General features: G+C 40.4%; 8 protein-coding genes. 4 read left to right on the forward strand and 4 right to left on the reverse strand.

From position 1 onward, the window contains the following. Positions 1–145 precede the first annotated feature (145 nt). Complete coding sequence (locus tag GQR42_RS24315; RefSeq protein WP_158201939.1) at positions 146–415, reverse strand: hypothetical protein; 270 nt, start codon at positions 413–415, stop codon at positions 146–148. Between the two features lie 207 nt (positions 416–622). Continuing rightward, positions 623–3,244, reverse strand: coding sequence for an O-linked N-acetylglucosamine transferase, SPINDLY family protein (locus tag GQR42_RS24320; protein ID WP_158201940.1), 2,622 nt, complete (start codon positions 3,242–3,244; stop codon positions 623–625). Positions 3,245–3,488: 244 nt separating this feature from the next. Here GQR42_RS24320 and GQR42_RS24325 point away from each other — a divergent pair, with 244 nt between their 5' ends. Beyond that, positions 3,489–4,544, forward strand: a complete 1,056-nt coding sequence (locus GQR42_RS24325; RefSeq protein WP_158201941.1) for a Fe(3+) ABC transporter substrate-binding protein — start codon at positions 3,489–3,491, stop codon at positions 4,542–4,544. A 263-nt stretch (positions 4,545–4,807) separates the two neighbouring features. Here GQR42_RS24325 and GQR42_RS24330 read toward each other — a convergent pair whose 3' ends face one another. Further along, the gene (locus GQR42_RS24330; protein WP_158201942.1) at positions 4,808–5,422 is read right to left on the reverse strand and encodes a DUF938 domain-containing protein; all 615 of its coding nucleotides are present in this window, start codon (positions 5,420–5,422) and stop codon (positions 4,808–4,810) included. 863 nt (positions 5,423–6,285) lie between these two features. On the opposite strand from GQR42_RS24330, the gene topA reads away from it, so the two are divergent. Then, the gene (topA, locus tag GQR42_RS24335; protein WP_158201943.1) at positions 6,286–8,898 is read left to right on the forward strand and encodes a type I DNA topoisomerase; all 2,613 of its coding nucleotides are present in this window, start codon (positions 6,286–6,288) and stop codon (positions 8,896–8,898) included. Positions 8,899–9,019: 121 nt separating this feature from the next. On the opposite strand, the gene GQR42_RS24340 is transcribed toward topA, so the two are convergent. After that, the gene (locus GQR42_RS24340; RefSeq protein ID WP_158201944.1) at positions 9,020–9,805 is read right to left on the reverse strand and encodes an SWIM zinc finger family protein; all 786 of its coding nucleotides are present in this window, start codon (positions 9,803–9,805) and stop codon (positions 9,020–9,022) included. 185 nt (positions 9,806–9,990) lie between these two features. Here GQR42_RS24340 and GQR42_RS24345 point away from each other — a divergent pair, with 185 nt between their 5' ends. Together GQR42_RS24345 and GQR42_RS24350 are read left to right on the forward strand one after the other, a co-directional pair. After that, complete coding sequence (locus tag GQR42_RS24345; protein WP_158201945.1) at positions 9,991–14,250, forward strand: SDR family NAD(P)-dependent oxidoreductase; 4,260 nt, start codon at positions 9,991–9,993, stop codon at positions 14,248–14,250. A 243-nt stretch (positions 14,251–14,493) separates the two neighbouring features. Next, entirely contained in the window at positions 14,494–16,374 is a 1,881-nt protein-coding gene (locus GQR42_RS24350) for an FAD-dependent monooxygenase (protein ID WP_158201946.1), read from the forward strand. Positions 16,375–16,396 lie beyond the last annotated feature (22 nt).

Here is a 16,396-nt window from a genome sequence, read left to right on the forward strand (position 1 = left end):
GTTGCTGATTTGAGATATGAATCTTCTTGTGTGGGATTTTTAAGGCGTTGCTGATTTGAGATATGAATCTTCTTTTGTGGGATTTTTAAAACCTAGACCCAAACTAACTTTTGGATGGGTGCAGGGTTGTCATTCATACCTTGATTCAGCAACGCCTTAAATCAGGCGCTAAACCTTCCTTAAACTTTGCATCACAAACTACCTGACGCGCTTGCTTTAACGCAGATTCCCAAGTGATTCCCGCTCTCACATCTTCAATGTCGGCTCGACGCGCTAAGATACGAGCAGCTTGTTCTAAATCCCCTTCACAACGTTCAATCACGTCAATATCTCCTAATGCTTTAGAATCCTCTGCCAATTCAGCGCGAAACTGGGCAATTTCTTCAGCAGTAACTTTAGTTGATTCAATATCCATAGGTTGTTCTTATTTACAGACAATACTAATTGTATAGTTTCTATTTTGCCATCTATCGATAGTTTTTAATAGACAGTGTTAAGTGGTAAATTTCTCTTCTCTGATCCAGGTTAAGAGCATCTTAACAATCCTTGACAAAATGAACTTTATGTGGGTTTCTTACCCAGAAACAAACTTTTTCAGCAAACTCTATGTAGTCCTAAAGTTTTATTTATCCTCTCCTGCTACAGATTGATAAAATCTTTCTAGACTTTCTACACAGGTTCGATCATTAAATACTGTATCGATATTCATTTTAGTATAATCTTTGATTGTTTGCCGCCATTGATTATCTAAACCTAAACGGATAGCAATTTCAATATAGTGATTTTTATCCGTAGCAATTGTCTCGGTTATGCCTAATTTTTTTAGGATAGCATAGGAATGTCTTCCGCGCATAAATTCCCCCGGACAGGTAACAACTGGAAGCTGACAGGCAATTGCTTCTAAGGTGGTATTTCCTCCCGACCAACTTAAGTTATCTAAATAGATGTCTGCTAATAAGTTAAGCTGAAAATAATCATTTTGTTCTAATTGTGGCATCATTCCCCCGTAATCTTGCCAATTGAGTCCATACTTATTAAAAGCTTGACTTAATCTCCACTGAAAGCAATGGGTCACAAATTCGCTACGATGGCAGATAAAAATAAATTGACTGTTGGGAACTTGTCGGGCAATTCTAGGAAAAATATCGTCATTTTCTGGCAGATATTTAAATAAACTCTGACAGTTTAAATAGATGATTTTATCCTCAGCTAATCCCATCTCTAAACGAGTTTTTCTCTGGGGAGGAAGGGAAGGTTTGGGATAGGCAATACCTAAATCAGATAAGCGAATTAATTTTTCACTGTAGTGATTATCTCCCTCCGTGGGTTCCATTAATTCACTGGAGATAAAATAATCAATGGTTGGTAATCCTGAGGTGATGGGATGGCCCCAAGTTACACATTGTACTGGAGCTAAACGCAATCCTGCTAGTTGGGTAGTGCGAGGATCCATACCAATATCTAAATAAACGAGAATATGTAACTGATTATCTAAAATATGTTGAGCAATTTTTTCCGCATTGACTAGATTATCAAACTGATAAAAATAATCACTTTGCTCTTGGTATTGTTTGGTAAAATTATCGCAGGTGTTATTAATATCTATTCCATAACAATAAATTTCAAATTGCTCTCGATTTCGCCACTGCAACCATCCTTGAAAGAGTTTCGCTACCGTGTGATGACGCAAGTGAGCAGAAATATAGCCAAGGCGAATTTTTCCCGTAGGTATGGTTAGGTTTTTCACCCAATCAGGAAAGTTAGCTGAGGTAATTTTATAAACTAATTCCCCATATTTTTTTTGTAGTTTTAAATCATTTTGACCTTGATATTGAAGATAAAAATTAGTTCTTAAACCAATACTTTTCCACGCCTCCTGTTGTTGATGAGTAGTGGTTAAATCAAGATTATACAAGATATTATCTAACCGTTTCTCGTAGTTTGATCGATATAGCATAATATCTGCTTGATTTGTGTAAACTATCGGCATTAACCGCATTAATTCTAATTTCAAAGATAGGTGATCGGTAAGATACTCTAAAGCCGATTTAGTTGCTTGAATTGCCACCTCGATCGGATAATTATTTTGTAATAACCAAATTAGGCGCAAATGTAAATCAATATTTTTTGGATGATAGCTAATGCCTTTTTTATACACTTCCAAAGCTTGTTTTTCTTCTTTGAGAATGAGATAGCAATGGGCGCAATTTAAATAAAAATTGCTGTCCTCTATTTTAATTGCTAATAATTTTTGATAATAGTTTAGTGCTAATTGATAGAGTTTTCTTTGATAAAAATAATCACCTGAGTAAAGATCGGCTCTTTTTTGGTCAGCTTGCAGGTTTTCCCAAAGGGAGAGATTTTGACTAATTTCTCGTCTATCTCCTGCCAGTTGTTGGGCAGTTTTATAAGCATTTTTTGCTTCTGTCCAAGCTTGTTTAACTAAATAGACATTGCCTAAATTGATATAAAAAGGATAAAAATCCGCTTGGCTATTAATTCCCTGCTGATAGAATTTTTCGGCTGACTCTAGCTGACCTAATTGATAAAATAAATTACCCAGTTTATTATAAGCATCGACAAAATTAGCATTGAGATCGATCGCTTTCTGATAAGCTGATAAAGCTATATCTAAACGGGATTGTTTTTCTAGCACCCTAGCCATGGTATAATGATATAAGGCTTGATTTTCCTCTAATTCTATGGCTCTTGCTAAACAGTTAAAAGATTCTGTTAGTCGGTTAATTATATAGTATAAGTATCCTAAATCGTGCCAGACATAAGCTAATTGTTCACGCCAAGATAAAATTCTTAAGTAAAAGTCCTCAGCTAAAGTATATTCTCGTCGATTAATTGCCTCTTGCACCTCTTGAAGACAGGAGTTTATCACCGTCAGGGCATAATTTTCTATTTCTTCATCCCCTTCTATTTCTTCTAATTCTAGCCACTGGAGATAGATTAATTTAGCTTTGGCAAACTGCCAGCAATCGAGATTTCTAATTATCTCTTTTTTGAGGAGCATAATTAAATCTTGACTAGACTCTGATTGTAATAGCCAAAATAACCAAATTTCTTGCGCTGTTGCTTGCTGCTCTAGCAGCAGATAAGCTAATCCCAGATAGGGATAATAATCAGTCACTTCTGGATGAACCGCCAGCGCTTGTTGACAAAATAACAATAATTGATTATAGTCTCCCGATGCTAACATTAACTCGATCGCTTGTTGGTGATTACTGTTGATCATTATCTTTGACTCTCGTTGCTCTCATTCCACAATACCCTCGATCGAGCTTCGGGTAACATCTTGGACTTATTGAACTTAACTAGCGATAGATTCGAGGATTTATTGGCTCTATTAAGGCAGAAAATCCTTATTCTACCCTGATTTTCCACTATCTACCGCCCTAGCCGGACAAATAATTTCTCGTGCAGATAAGAATTATTCTCAATAGCTGTATAATGGGAAAAGACAAGCCAAGAATCTAGCAATGAACGATAAAATAACTCGGAGAGTCTTTCTAGGCGCGGGAACAGCCACCTTAGCGGTAGCAGTGGGTCAATTAGGGAAAATAAACGAAGTTTCCGCCCAAACTAAACAATTAAACCTCTATTCCTCCCGTCATTACAACACCGACCGACGATTGTACGACAACTTCACCCGACAAACGGGAATAAAAATTAACCTCGTCGAAGGGGAAGCAGACCCATTAATCGAACGAATCAAAAGCGAAGGCCGCAATAGTCCTGCCGATATACTCCTAACGGTAGATGCGGGGAGACTATGGCGCGCCGACCAACAGGGAATTTTTGCCCCCGTCAATTCCCGCATTCTTACCCAAAGAATTCCCGCTCATTTGCGTCACCCCAAAGGTCACTGGTTCGGGTTTAGTAAACGCTTGCGGGTAATCATGTACAACAAAGACAGAGTTAACCCCAGAGAAATCGATTCCTATGCAGATTTAACCAATCCCAAATGGAAAGGAAAAGTCGTCACCCGGTCATCTAGTAACATCTATAGTCAATCTTTTACTGCTTGGTTAATCGACATCCAAGGGGAAGCGGCCGCAGAAAAATGGTGTCGGGGATTAGTGGCTAATTTTGCCCGTTCACCCCAGGGAAATGATAAGGCACAAATCGAAGCTGTCGCCGCCGGAATTGCCGATTTAGCCCTAGCTAACACCTATTACTTAGCTGGGTATGCCGAAGAAAAAGACCCAGCTAAACGGGCAATTTATGACCAAGTAGGCGTAATTTTCCCCGACCAAACAGGCCGCGGCGCTCACGTTAATATTAGCGGTGGTGGTTTAATTAAAACCGCTCCCAATCGAGAATCGGCGATTAAATTTTTAGAGTATCTTTCTAGCAATGAAGCACAGAACTTTTTTGCTAAGGGTAATCGCGAATATCCCGTCGTTCCAGGGGTTGCTTTAGACCCTTTCCTAGCAAAACTCGGACGCGGTAAAGAAGATACCGTTAGTGTGGCTAATTATGGACCTAATTTAGCCAAAGCAGTCCAGGTAATGAATCGCGCCGGTTGGAAATAAGTTATCAGTTATCAGTTATCAGTTATCAGTGGGAAGTGGGAAGTGGGGAGCTTTTTTCAGTGATCAGTAAACAGTAATCAGTGAACTGAAAAATCACATCTGATAAAAAAGGTCGAATCTAAAACTTAATTGGTTAAGCTAAAAGCTTTGATGTACTTAGTTTATAAACTTCTTTTTAGGTAGGAGAATTGCCAGATTCTTTCTTTTGCCTATTGCCTTTTGCCTTTAGAAGCTGATTACTGATTACTGTTCACTGATAATTGCTATGTTAAGGCAAATAAAACCGAGAGATTATTAGCTGGCATAGGAATTACTTCTAACAATTGTAAACCTCGATCGCTCGCTGCTTGCACCACATCTTCTAAATTCCTAACTCCCCAAGCAGAGTTTTGAGAACGGAGAGAAAAATCAAAGCTTTCGTTACTAGGAGAAGTATGTTTTCCCTGTCGTTTATAGGGACCATAAAGATAGAGAATTCCCCCCGGACTGAGAATACGACTTGCTCCTGCCATTAAAGCTAAACAAGCTGACCAGGGGGCGATATGAATCATATTAATATTAACAATCGCATTAATGACGATATTTTCCTTTTCTACCGCCCAAACTGACTGATGAACATCGATAAATAGGGGGCGATCGAGATTAGAACTAGGATAATAATCACACCAACTGCGAATACTATCTAGAGCCAGAGGGTTACAATCCGAGGGAATCCAACGACAAGGAGCAAGACGAGGGGCAAAAAAAACAGCGTGTTCACCCGTGCCGCTAGATATTTCTAGGATATTCCCAGTCTTCGGTAAAAATTGCCTGAGAACTTCTAAAATCGGCTGACGATTGCGTTCTGTTGCTGGAGCGTATTGACGTAAATCAGACATAATTAGGGCTTGCTGAAAAAGTTTCTCGTGGGGTCAGGGTGTAGGGTTTTACCCATTTTTATCTGGTAAATTACCTAATTTTCGTTGAGTATAGGCTACATATCAGGACAGGCAAAAGGGGGAATAAATAATCATTTTTTAATAACAGGATTTAGTGTTGATCATAAAGGTGAAGCGTAACCTAGATCGGTAATCAGTGTCAGCTTTTTTCTCCCCTCTCCCTGCTCCCCAACTCCTACTCTGCAATAACTACTGGCAGCCAGAAATACGTTGGATTCATATCATACTTTGTGCCTTTTGTCAAAAAAACTTTTTTTTTGCAATAAAACTACACAAAAAAAAGATCATCGTTGTGGGTGAAATTGACTAATTTACCCGTCTTAATTAGGATAACCTTCTAGGTGTGGCAAGGGTTTCAACCATTGCTGCCTAAAAAAGCCAAGAATGCCCGACTATGAAATTCTATCAAATCGCTGTTACCACTGCAACATCGTTGTTAAATAAAAATCTTTCTCAATTAATTTTTAAGAATTTATAAATATTGCGAAATGTTAATTTAAATATTCTCAAGTGTTTGGAGTCAGTAGATAATTTTTGCTTATCTTTGGCGAACATTGGGTTAGGAGTCAGTCATCAGTTATCAGTGTCAGCTTTTTTCTCCCTTCTCCCTGATCCAGAAAAATATTAAGTTTTATTAAGAAGTTAGTGACAAAAGACCAGCTTTAATCTCTATTATCGTAGTAAGTCGCTTTTGACTGGAATCAAGCCAGTCAAGATAAATAGTAACTTTTGCCCATCATCAAACAACGATTGTCAGTCTAACTAAAACAGTCGCTGTGGCCATGCCCTCGTGATCAATTCCTATGTCAACCCTGGTTATTGTCGAATCCCCCACCAAAGCTCGGACGATCAGTAATTATCTGCCTAGCGGCTATCGAGTCCAAGCCTCCATGGGCCACATCCGCGATCTGCCCGCCTCTGCCGAAGAAATTCCCCCCGCCCACAAAGACAAATCCTGGGCCAATTTGGGCGTGGATGTGGAGAACGATTTCGACCCCCTCTACGTCGTCCCCAAAACCAAAAGTAAAGTCGTCAAAGAATTAAAAGAGGCCCTCAAAGGCGTAAATGAATTGATCCTCGCCACCGACGAAGATCGGGAAGGGGAAAGCATCAGTTGGCATCTCTTGCAGGTACTCAACCCGAAAGTCCCCACCAAAAGGATGGTATTTCATGAAATCACCAAAGAAGCAATCCAAGCGGCCTTAAAAAATTGTCGCTCGATCGACGAAAATTTAGTTCACGCCCAAGAAACCCGCCGCATACTCGATCGCCTCTACGGTTATACCCTCTCCCCCCTACTCTGGAAAAAAATCTCCAAAGGTTTATCCGCCGGCCGGGTGCAATCCGTGGCGGTGCGTCTGCTCGTGCAGCGGGAACGGGAACGACGGGCTTTTAAAACCGCCAATTATTGGGACCTGAAAGCGACTTTAGAAAAGGACAAAAATCAATTCGACTCGAAATTAGTCACCTTAAACGGTCAAAAAGTGGCAAATGGGAGCGATTTCGATGCCGACACCGGCAGACTGCTCCCCGGTCGCCACGTCACCCTCTTGGATCAAGCAGCGGCAGCAGCCTTAAAAGAACGCATCGAGGGCAAAATCTGGCGGGTTAGCCACACAGAAGAAAAACCCACCACTCGCAAACCTTCCCCCCCCTTCACCACCTCCACCCTACAGCAAGAAGCCAACCGGAAACTCGGCATATCTGCCCGCGACACCATGCGAATCGCCCAAAATCTCTACGAACAGGGCTACATCACCTATATGCGGACAGATTCCGTCCATCTTTCCGATCAGGCCATCACCGCCGCGCGCCATTGTGTAGAACAAATGTACGGAAAAAATTATCTCAGTCCCCAACCCCGGCAGTACACCACCAAAAGCAAAGGCGCACAGGAGGCCCACGAAGCCATCCGGCCCGCCGGTAGCAGCTTTCGCCTCCCCCGGGAAACCGGCCTGAGCGGACTAGAATTCGCCCTCTACGACCTAATCTGGAAACGTACCGTCGCCTCTCAGATGGCCGATGCCCGTATTACCCAGATCGCCGTTAATATTCAGGTAGAAAATGCCGGATTTCGCTCCTCTGGTAAAAGAATCGACTTCCCCGGCTTTTTCCGCGCCTATGTGGAAGGTTCCGACGATCCAGAAGCTGCGATCGACGACCAAGAAATAATCTTACCCCCCCTCAACGTTGGTGATACCCCCAATTGTCGGAAACTAGAGGCGATTAGCCACGATACCCAACCTCCCGCCCGTTATAGCGAAGCCTCCCTCGTAAAAATGCTCGAAAGTGAGGGAATCGGGCGACCCAGCACCTACGCCACCATTATCGGCACGATTATCGATCGCGGTTATGCCCAAATGCGGAATAAAACCCTCATTCCCACCTTCACCGCTTTTGCCGTCGTCGGTTTATTAGAAAATCATTTCCCCGACCTGGTAGATCCCAAATTTACCTCGAAAATGGAAGAAACCCTCGACGATATCGCCACCGGTTCCGCTCAGTGGTTGCCCTATCTCGATCGCTTCTATCGCGGCGAAAAAGGGCTAGAAAGCCAAGTCAAAGAGCGCGAGAGTCAAATTAACTCTAGCACCGCCAAATCGGTGATTTTAGAAGATTTACAGGCAACTATCAAGATCGGCAAATACGGTCCCTATCTGGAAGTCCCCCGAGGCGATGAAATCCTCACCGCTTCCATCCCGGCCGATTTAACCCCAGCGGATCTGAACCCGGAACAGGTGGAAACCCTGCTGCGACAAAAAACCGAAGGTCCGGATAAAATCGGTCTTCATCCCGACACCGGAGAGCCGATTTATCTGCTCGTGGGTAGTTACGGTCCCTACGTCCAGTTAGGAGATGTCAGCGATGACAATCCCAAACCGAAACGCGCCTCCCTACCCAAAGGAGTCAAACCAGAGGACATCACCCTCGAACAAGCGGTGGGTTTATTGGCACTGCCGCGACTGCTGGGAACCCATCCCCTCACCGGAGGCAAAATTAAAGCCAGTTTAGGTCGTTTTGGCCCCTATATAGTTCAGGAAGAGGGCAAAGAAAAAGAATATCGTTCCCTGAAAGCCGGCGATGATGTCTTAACTATAACCCTCGATCGAGCTTTGGCCTTATTAGCCGAACCGAAAAAAGCTCGCGGCGCTCGTGGTTCTACCAAACCACCCTTAAAAGAATTGGGTAAACATCCCGACGACGGCGAATCCGTGGGATTGTACGAAGGTCCCTACGGAATTTATATCAAGCACGGTAAGACTAACGCCAAGATTCCGGAGGGAGAGACGGCCGAAACCCTGACCCTAGAACAAGCTTTAGCGGCACTAGCGGCCAAGACAACTACTGCCAAGAAAACCACCACTAAAAAAACTACTTCCCCGGGCAGTAAAACTGGCAAAAGTAAGACGGTTTAGCAGTTAGTGGTGGGGCGATTTTCTCCATGGTCAATTCCTCACCTGATGCAAAGGACAAATCCAGTTAGCTCTTTTGTCCTCTGCACTACTTTGACTAGGCTGCTCCCATACCCCAAATTCCCTACTGTAAAGCAATCGCCATCGCTTCTTGGGGAATTTGCCGGTAAATTGGCTTGAAAAATTGTTCTATGGCATCCGATTCGGGGGCAGCGAGGGGAAAATTGCCTAAAATGTCGAGGATGGTTTGATTTTCATTCCCCGGCGTAATCACAACTAGGGAGGGGTCTAGCTCTTCATCGTACTGCCAAAAGCGATCGATAGGGCGGTCGGGGGCAGTTTTTTCAACTACTGTGGGGGTTTCACTGACTGCTAAAGGTTGATTATCCGAGGAATAGGAGCGTTTTTCTCGTAAAGCTTCCAGAATTTGGCTTTTGGTTCGGCCGCGCAGTTGCAAAAGCAGGAAGGGATCGACAATAAAACGATCGCCCAATTGATAGTATACTGCTCCTATATGTTTGCAGGGGTTGGCTTGATCGGGACAGGTGCAACGAGAGCGAATATCAGCCAAGGAAAAGGGAAATAAATTCACTCCACTATCGATAAAAACACGCTCAATATTATCGGGCATTTGTCCGGTGAGCAATTGAGCGGAATAAATGGCCTTTTTGGAGAGAAGCTTAATAATATAGTCCCATTCTTCATCACTAAAAGCCGCTAGGGATAAATCCACTATATAAGGCTCTGGTTCACTGCCTTGTACTCTAGCAATAACTTGCGAGTCTTCAAAGTCAATACTTAAAACATTGCCCTCTCTAGCGTAGAGTCTAGCTCGTTCTAAGCGTTTTTTAAAGCGATAGGAATCGAGTAGTTCTAGCCATTTTTGTACCCACCAAGCTTGTTCTGTCATTTTTTATTTCGTCCTCGCAAATGCCTTGACTATCGTACCCCAAATCAGGTATTCTAGGAAGATAGCTCAAAAAGTGATACAATTCAGACTTGAATTGGCGTATTATAGATGTCGAATTGGCTACGCCTAAAAGTCCTTATTGAAGAAGCTTTCACAAGATGTACACAAAACAGAGGATTTTAGGCATGAGGACTGATCACAAAAATCCGAAATTAAATTGTCAGAAATTAGCCGAAGTATTTTTATCAAATCCTTTGATTGAAGATTGCTATTTTATGGTACGAGAGGGGGAATTAGTCGCCTATATCGTTTCCTCTGGAGCTTGGAATTCTGAACAATTGTCCTCCGATTTAGAGTCTCAGTTACCGGATAATCTTATACCTAATATCTATGTACAGATTTCGAGTTTACCCTTAACCGAGAGCGGTGATGTCGATGAAGTTGCCTTAAAAAATATCGAAATTATCGATGACAACCAAGTTCAGGAGACAGAAGAAAAACTACGCTCTTTGCCAGATATTGATCAAGTTGCCGCCGTCATTAATTCCAAAAAAATTAAAATTTTACCCCTACATATATCCGATTTATTGCCCTTAAAACCAGAGAAAAAAAATGATCATCAAAAATCTGAAACCCTGATTCATCTGGGGATTCACACTTCTAACACTCAAGCTGGAATCAGTCACGGACAGCTTTTAGAAGAATCTGAACTGCAGCCTAAAACTTTGGCAGAAATCCTCCAAAAAGCGGCTGAAAATCATTCAAATAAAGGGATTATTTATATTCAATCTAATGGCTTAGAAGTTTTTCAATCCTATCAACAATTATGGGAAGACGCTCAACAAATACAAGCCGGATTACAAAACCAGGGTTTACAATCTCAAGATAAAGTGATTCTTCAGCTATCGGAAAACTATGATATCATTTCTGTGTTTTGGGGGTGTATTTTAGGGGGATTTATTCCCGTTATTATTTCAGTGCCACCCAGCTATAAAGATTTTAATAATGAAATTCATAAAATATGTCAAGTTTGGGAGTTGTTAGATGAACCAATTATTATCACAAATAAATCCCGTCAGCAAGAGATAAAACATTTAGAGCAATGGTTGCCTAATCAAACCTTAAGCTTGAGTTTTATTGAAGAATTAAAAACTTATTCTCCCCATCAACCTCCTATTAGTCAACCAGATGATATCGCGTTCTTTAATCTAACATCAGGCAGTACAGGAATACCGAAATGTATTGCATTAACCCATAAAAATGTGATCTCTCGTGCGCGAGGAACAAACATAATTTGTGAACATCAAAACGACGATGTTATTCTTAATTGGCTTCCTTTTGATCATATTGGCAGTATTTCAGACTGGAATATTCGCTGTGTCGAGTTAGGATGCCAAATGGTTTATGTTCAAACTGAATATATATTAGGTCGTCCTTTGAATTGGTTAGATTTAATTGCTAAATATCGAATCACCCACAGTTGGGCTCCTAATTTTGCTTATAATTTGATCAATGAAGCTTTAAAAAAAGAACCCGATCAAAATTGGAATTTAGATTGTGTCAAATTCTTTTTGGCAGCGGGTGAAGCTGTTTCTGGTCAAGCAGTTGGAGAATTTATTAATACCCTTCATCTTCAACATAATCTGAAAAAAACGGCGATGCGTCCTGCTTTTGGGATGGCAGAAATGGGGTCAGGAATTACCTATTATCAACCTACAGAACAACAGCCATTACTTTTTCATACGGTTGATAAATCCTCCTTGAATTCTTCCTTAAAACGAGTCCATCCTGAACATCCCAATGGTGCAACCTTTACGGATTTAGGATTACCCATTCCGGGGGTATCCATTAGAATTGTTAATACTGATAATTCCCTGCTACCAGAAGAAACTATTGGTCATTTACAAGTTAAAGGAGATGCAGTTTCACCGGGGTATTATAAAAACCCAGAAGCGAATCAAGACGCTTTCTTAAAAGATGGCTGGTTTAAGACAGGAGATTTAGCATTTATTAGTAACGGTCATTTAGTCATTACTGGAAGAAGTAAAGAAACCATTATTATTAATGGAGTGAATTATTATAGCCATGAAATTGAAACTGTGGTTGAAACCATTGACGAAGTAGAAGCTTCTTATACTGCCGCTTGTGGGGTTCATGATCCTAGGAATAGTACCGATCAATTAGCTTTATTTTTTAGTGCAGAAACCTTTGATCAACAGCATCTAGCAGAACTACTGAAAAAAATTAGACGAAAAGTAATTAACAGTTTTGGGGTTAATCCTGAATATTTAATCCCCTTAAATAAAACTGAAATTCCTAAAACTTCCATTGGCAAAATTCAGCGATCGCAATTAACAAAACGGTTTGCGAACGGAGAATTCAATTCTATTTTAAAAGAAATCGATATTCTATTAGAAAATGCTAATACCCTTCCTGATTGGTTTTATCGGAAAGTTTGGAAAGCTCGCTCTCCAGTGAACTTAAACTCAGAGCTTTCCAACCATTCGACTTTAATTTTTCTGGATGCCTTGGGTTTAGGAGTATCTTTAGCAGAAAAAATTCAAGGGAAAAACTTACCCTGTATCACCGTTTTAGCAGCAGAAGAATTTTCTCAAATTAGTCAAAATTGCTATACCCTTAAACCAGGGAACGCTAACCATTATCAACAGTTAATGGCATCTTTGTCCGAGCGAAAAATTATCCTTGGCAATATTATTCATCTGGGTACTTATCAAGACTATCAGGGAGAAATTTCAACAATTGAACAGTTAGAAAAAGCACAAGAAAAAGGAACCTGTGATTTATTATTCCTAGTTCAATCTCTGGCTAAAATTCATGACCTGAACTCAAAAATTCAATTGCTATTTGTTTCTAGTTATAGTCAATTTGTCATAGAAACCGATAAAATTGCCTATGAAAAATCTCCAGTTTTAGGACTGATAAAAACCCTAGCTCAAGAACTTGCTTGGTTAAATACTCGTCATCTGGATTTACCCCTAGATAACCCTGAAATTAATTCTCGTTATCTGCTGCAAGAACTATCGGTTTTATCCAAGGAAAGAGAAATTGCCTATCGCAACGGGAAACGTTTAATTGCTGGTTTGGAAAAAGTCAATTTACTCCAACACACCCAACAGGAATTACCCTTTAAATCAGGGGGAATTTATCTGATTACCGGTGGACTAGGAGGAATTGGCAGACAAATTGCTCAGTATTTGCTCAAAAATTATCAAGCTCGTTTACTGTTAATTGGAAAAACACCTTTACCAGAAAAACATCTCTGGAGTGAGTACCTCAAAGTCGAAGATAAATTATCCTTAAAAATCAAAAATCTTCAAGCTTTAGAAAACCTTGGGGGACAAGTAATTTATCAAGCGGTAGATGTGGCTAATTTCACTGAAGTTAAACAGGCTGTAGAACAGGTGAAAAAACAATGGCAAGGAGAACTTAATGGGGTGATTCATCTGGCTGGAATCTACAAAGATTGTTTACTTCTGGAGGAAACTCAAGACGGTTTATCAACAATTCTTCGACCTAAAGTAATAGGAACTTGGGTTTTACATCAACTCCTCAAAGAATCTCAGGGAATTTTTATTAGTTTTTCTTCCTTAGCTAGTTTTTTTGGAGGAGCGGCTTTGGGTTCCTATGCGGCGGCTAATAGTTTCCTAGAATCTCTGAATAGCTATCAAAAATCTAAGAATTTGTTCCCCAGTTATTGTTATAGTTGGACAACTTGGCAAGAAACCGGGATTAGCCAGGGTTATCAGATGCAATATATAACCCGTTCTCAAGGGTATTATGATATGACAGTGCGGCAAGGTTTAGACTCATTTCTAACGAGTTTATATCACAACCAAGGACAATTAATGATCGGTTTAGATGGGAGTAATAGCAAGATCAACCGTTTTACCTCTTTGTCTGAAGGATGCCAAAAGTTAACCGCTTATTACACCCGTAAACCCACAGTTCAATCGGTCAATCTATCTAATCATGTTAGCCTAAAAGATCGATTTGGAACGTCCTATCAATGTCCCCTGGTTCAGCGACAATCTCTCCCTATCAAGGACAATGGAGACATTGATAAGCGACAATTAATCAAGGAACTCCAAGGCAAAGAAAATAGCGAATTGATAGCACCCAGAACGGAAACGGAACGTCAAGTTGCTAACATTTGGCAAAAGGTGTTAAATCTATCTCAAATTGGAGTTAATGACAATTTCTTTGAACTAGGAGGACATTCTTTGCTGGCAAGTCAAGTAATCTCTCGTTTACGGGATGTTTTCTCGGTAGAATTGTCGTTGCACAGTTTATTAGAATACCCAACCGTTGCCAGTTTAGCTCAAACGATTGAGGTGCTTAATGTCGCCAAAAATACCCAAACTGTATCCAAAAGTGGTACAGTCATGACAACAGCCTCAGAAGATTATGAAGAAGGAGAATTATGAAAATAGCTTAACTAAAATTTAAGCTTTTCAGAACCCTTTTGGGAAAAAATGTTAAAAAAAGTAGCCATCATAAAAAATTTATCCAGAATATGATATAAGTAATTTCAGGTTGAAACAGTCTTTTTGTGGAGTATGTAAGCGGTTGCTCCCATAGCAACTGACTTTAACAATAGCCACTAACTCCTCGCCATTGATAACCTTTATTTCTGCAATAGTTTTTCGTCTTTGAGGACAATTAAGTTTATGAGAACCGTTGAATTTTTATCGCATCTGAATCATTTAGGCATCACAATTTGGATGGAAGGGGATAAGCTGCGCTATCGTTCTCCCCAAGGCGTTATGACTCCCGATTTACTCGAACAATTGAAAGAGTATAAAGAAGAACTCATCGTCTTATTGCGTGAACAAGCTGACAATTTCAGTTCAGAAACTGACTATGATGTGGCAATTTGTGGCGGTGGATTAGCAGGTTTAACCTTAGCGAGACAGTTAAAACTAAAACAACCTCATCTTTCGGTTGTTGTTCTTGATAAAATGGCTCGTCCTTTACCAGAAGCTGGTTTTAAAGTGGGAGAATCAACCGTTGAAGTTGGGGCTTTTTATTTAGCAAATACACTTCAGTTAACCAGTTATTTTGATAATCAACATTTGTCAAAACTGGGATTACGTTATTTTTTCAAACCTCAAGAAACTGAATTTCATAAAAGACCTGAACTGGGATTATCAGAGTTTCATGCTCCTAAATCTTATCAAATTGATCGGGGTAAATTAGAAAATGATTTACGCCAATTTAATATTGAAGCAGGAATTGACCTTAAAGAAAATTGTTCGGTTAAAGACATCGAGTTAGCTGAAGGACTACAGCAACATCATAAAATTATTTACACTCAAGGCAGTGGAGCGAATCAAAAAACTCATTGTATTAAATCCCGATGGGTTGTCGATGCGATGGGTCGCCGTCGATTTATACAGAAAAAACTAGGTTTAGCGAAACCTAATCATAATAATTACAGTGCGGTTTGGTTCCGAGTTGAGGGTCGTTTTGATGTCAGCAATTTTGTTCCAACCAGTGAAGAAAAATGGCATCAGCGTGTTCCTAATAACAACCGTTATTATTCTACAAATCATTTATGCGGTGAAGGATACTGGGTTTGGTTAATTCCTTTATCCACAGGTTATACCAGTATTGGCATTGTGACTCGTCAAGATATTCACCCGTTAAAAAATTATCATAACTATGAATTAGCCTTGCAGTGGTTAAGGGAAAATGAACCCGTTTTAGCGGCTCATTTAGAAGGTAAATCCCCTGAAGACTTTAGAAAGATGCCGAAATATAGTTACTCCTCCAAACAAGTCTTTTCCTGTAATCGTTGGACTTGTGTTGGTGAAGCAGGTTTATTTCCCGATCCTTTTTATTCCCCCGGTTCAGATAGTATTGGTTTTGGCAATTCTTTAACCACCCAAATGATTGAACTTGACCTTAAAGGTCAACTAACTCCCGAAAGAGTTGACGATGCCAATCATTTTTATTTAACCTATCACGATGGGTTAACCTTTAATATTCAAAATTCCTACAACTGTATGGGAAATGGGATAGTGCTGTCAACAAAATTCATCTGGGATACTTTAGCTGGATGGACATTCAGTGGCTTAATGATGTTTAATTCCATCTTCCTTGACCTGGAACTTAAGATGAAAGTTCAACAGATTAATGCAGAATTTTTCTCTCTTTCCTATCGAATGCAACAACTATTCCGAGATTGGGCAAATCAATCCCTGGGTCGGGTTAGCTTTGAATTTATTGATTATTTAGCAATCCCCTTTGTGAATGAACTGCGAACTCGGAATTTACAATCTAATAAAACTGAAGCTGAAATTATTGCAGCTTATCGAGCCAGCTTAGAATTATTTGAAGAATTTGCCCAAGTCATTTTTCAAATTGCCTTAGAAGATACCAGGCCCGAACTCTTACCTAAAATTAACGAACACCCCTGGTTAAATGCCTGGGCGATTAGTCTGGATGCGAGTAAATGGGAGGCTGATGGTCTATTCTCTCCTAAGAGCGAACCTCGGGACTTAGAGGTTATTAAACAACAATTCCGGGGAGCCATGAGCCGACAATAAACAAATAGAGTTGCTCAGATAT

The sequence above is a fragment of the Microcystis aeruginosa FD4 genome (assembly GCF_009792235.1).
GTDB classification, from domain to species: domain Bacteria; phylum Cyanobacteriota; class Cyanobacteriia; order Cyanobacteriales; family Microcystaceae; genus Microcystis; species Microcystis viridis.

Bases quoted from the DNA above. Each gene is read 5' to 3' on its own strand.
- GQR42_RS24315 (WP_158201939.1), bottom strand. From the start codon at position 415: ATGGATATTGAATCAACTAAAGTTACTGCTGAAGAAATTGCCCAGTTT.
- GQR42_RS24320 (WP_158201940.1), bottom strand. From the start codon at position 3,244: ATGATCAACAGTAATCACCAACAAGCGATCGAGTTAATGTTAGCATCG.
- GQR42_RS24325 (WP_158201941.1), top strand. From the start codon at position 3,489: ATGAACGATAAAATAACTCGGAGAGTCTTTCTAGGCGCGGGAACAGCC.
- GQR42_RS24330 (WP_158201942.1), bottom strand. From the start codon at position 5,422: ATGTCTGATTTACGTCAATACGCTCCAGCAACAGAACGCAATCGTCAG.
- topA (WP_158201943.1), top strand. From the start codon at position 6,286: ATGTCAACCCTGGTTATTGTCGAATCCCCCACCAAAGCTCGGACGATC.
- GQR42_RS24340 (WP_158201944.1), bottom strand. From the start codon at position 9,805: ATGACAGAACAAGCTTGGTGGGTACAAAAATGGCTAGAACTACTCGAT.
- GQR42_RS24345 (WP_158201945.1), top strand. From the start codon at position 9,991: ATGAGGACTGATCACAAAAATCCGAAATTAAATTGTCAGAAATTAGCC.
- GQR42_RS24350 (WP_158201946.1), top strand. From the start codon at position 14,494: ATGAGAACCGTTGAATTTTTATCGCATCTGAATCATTTAGGCATCACA.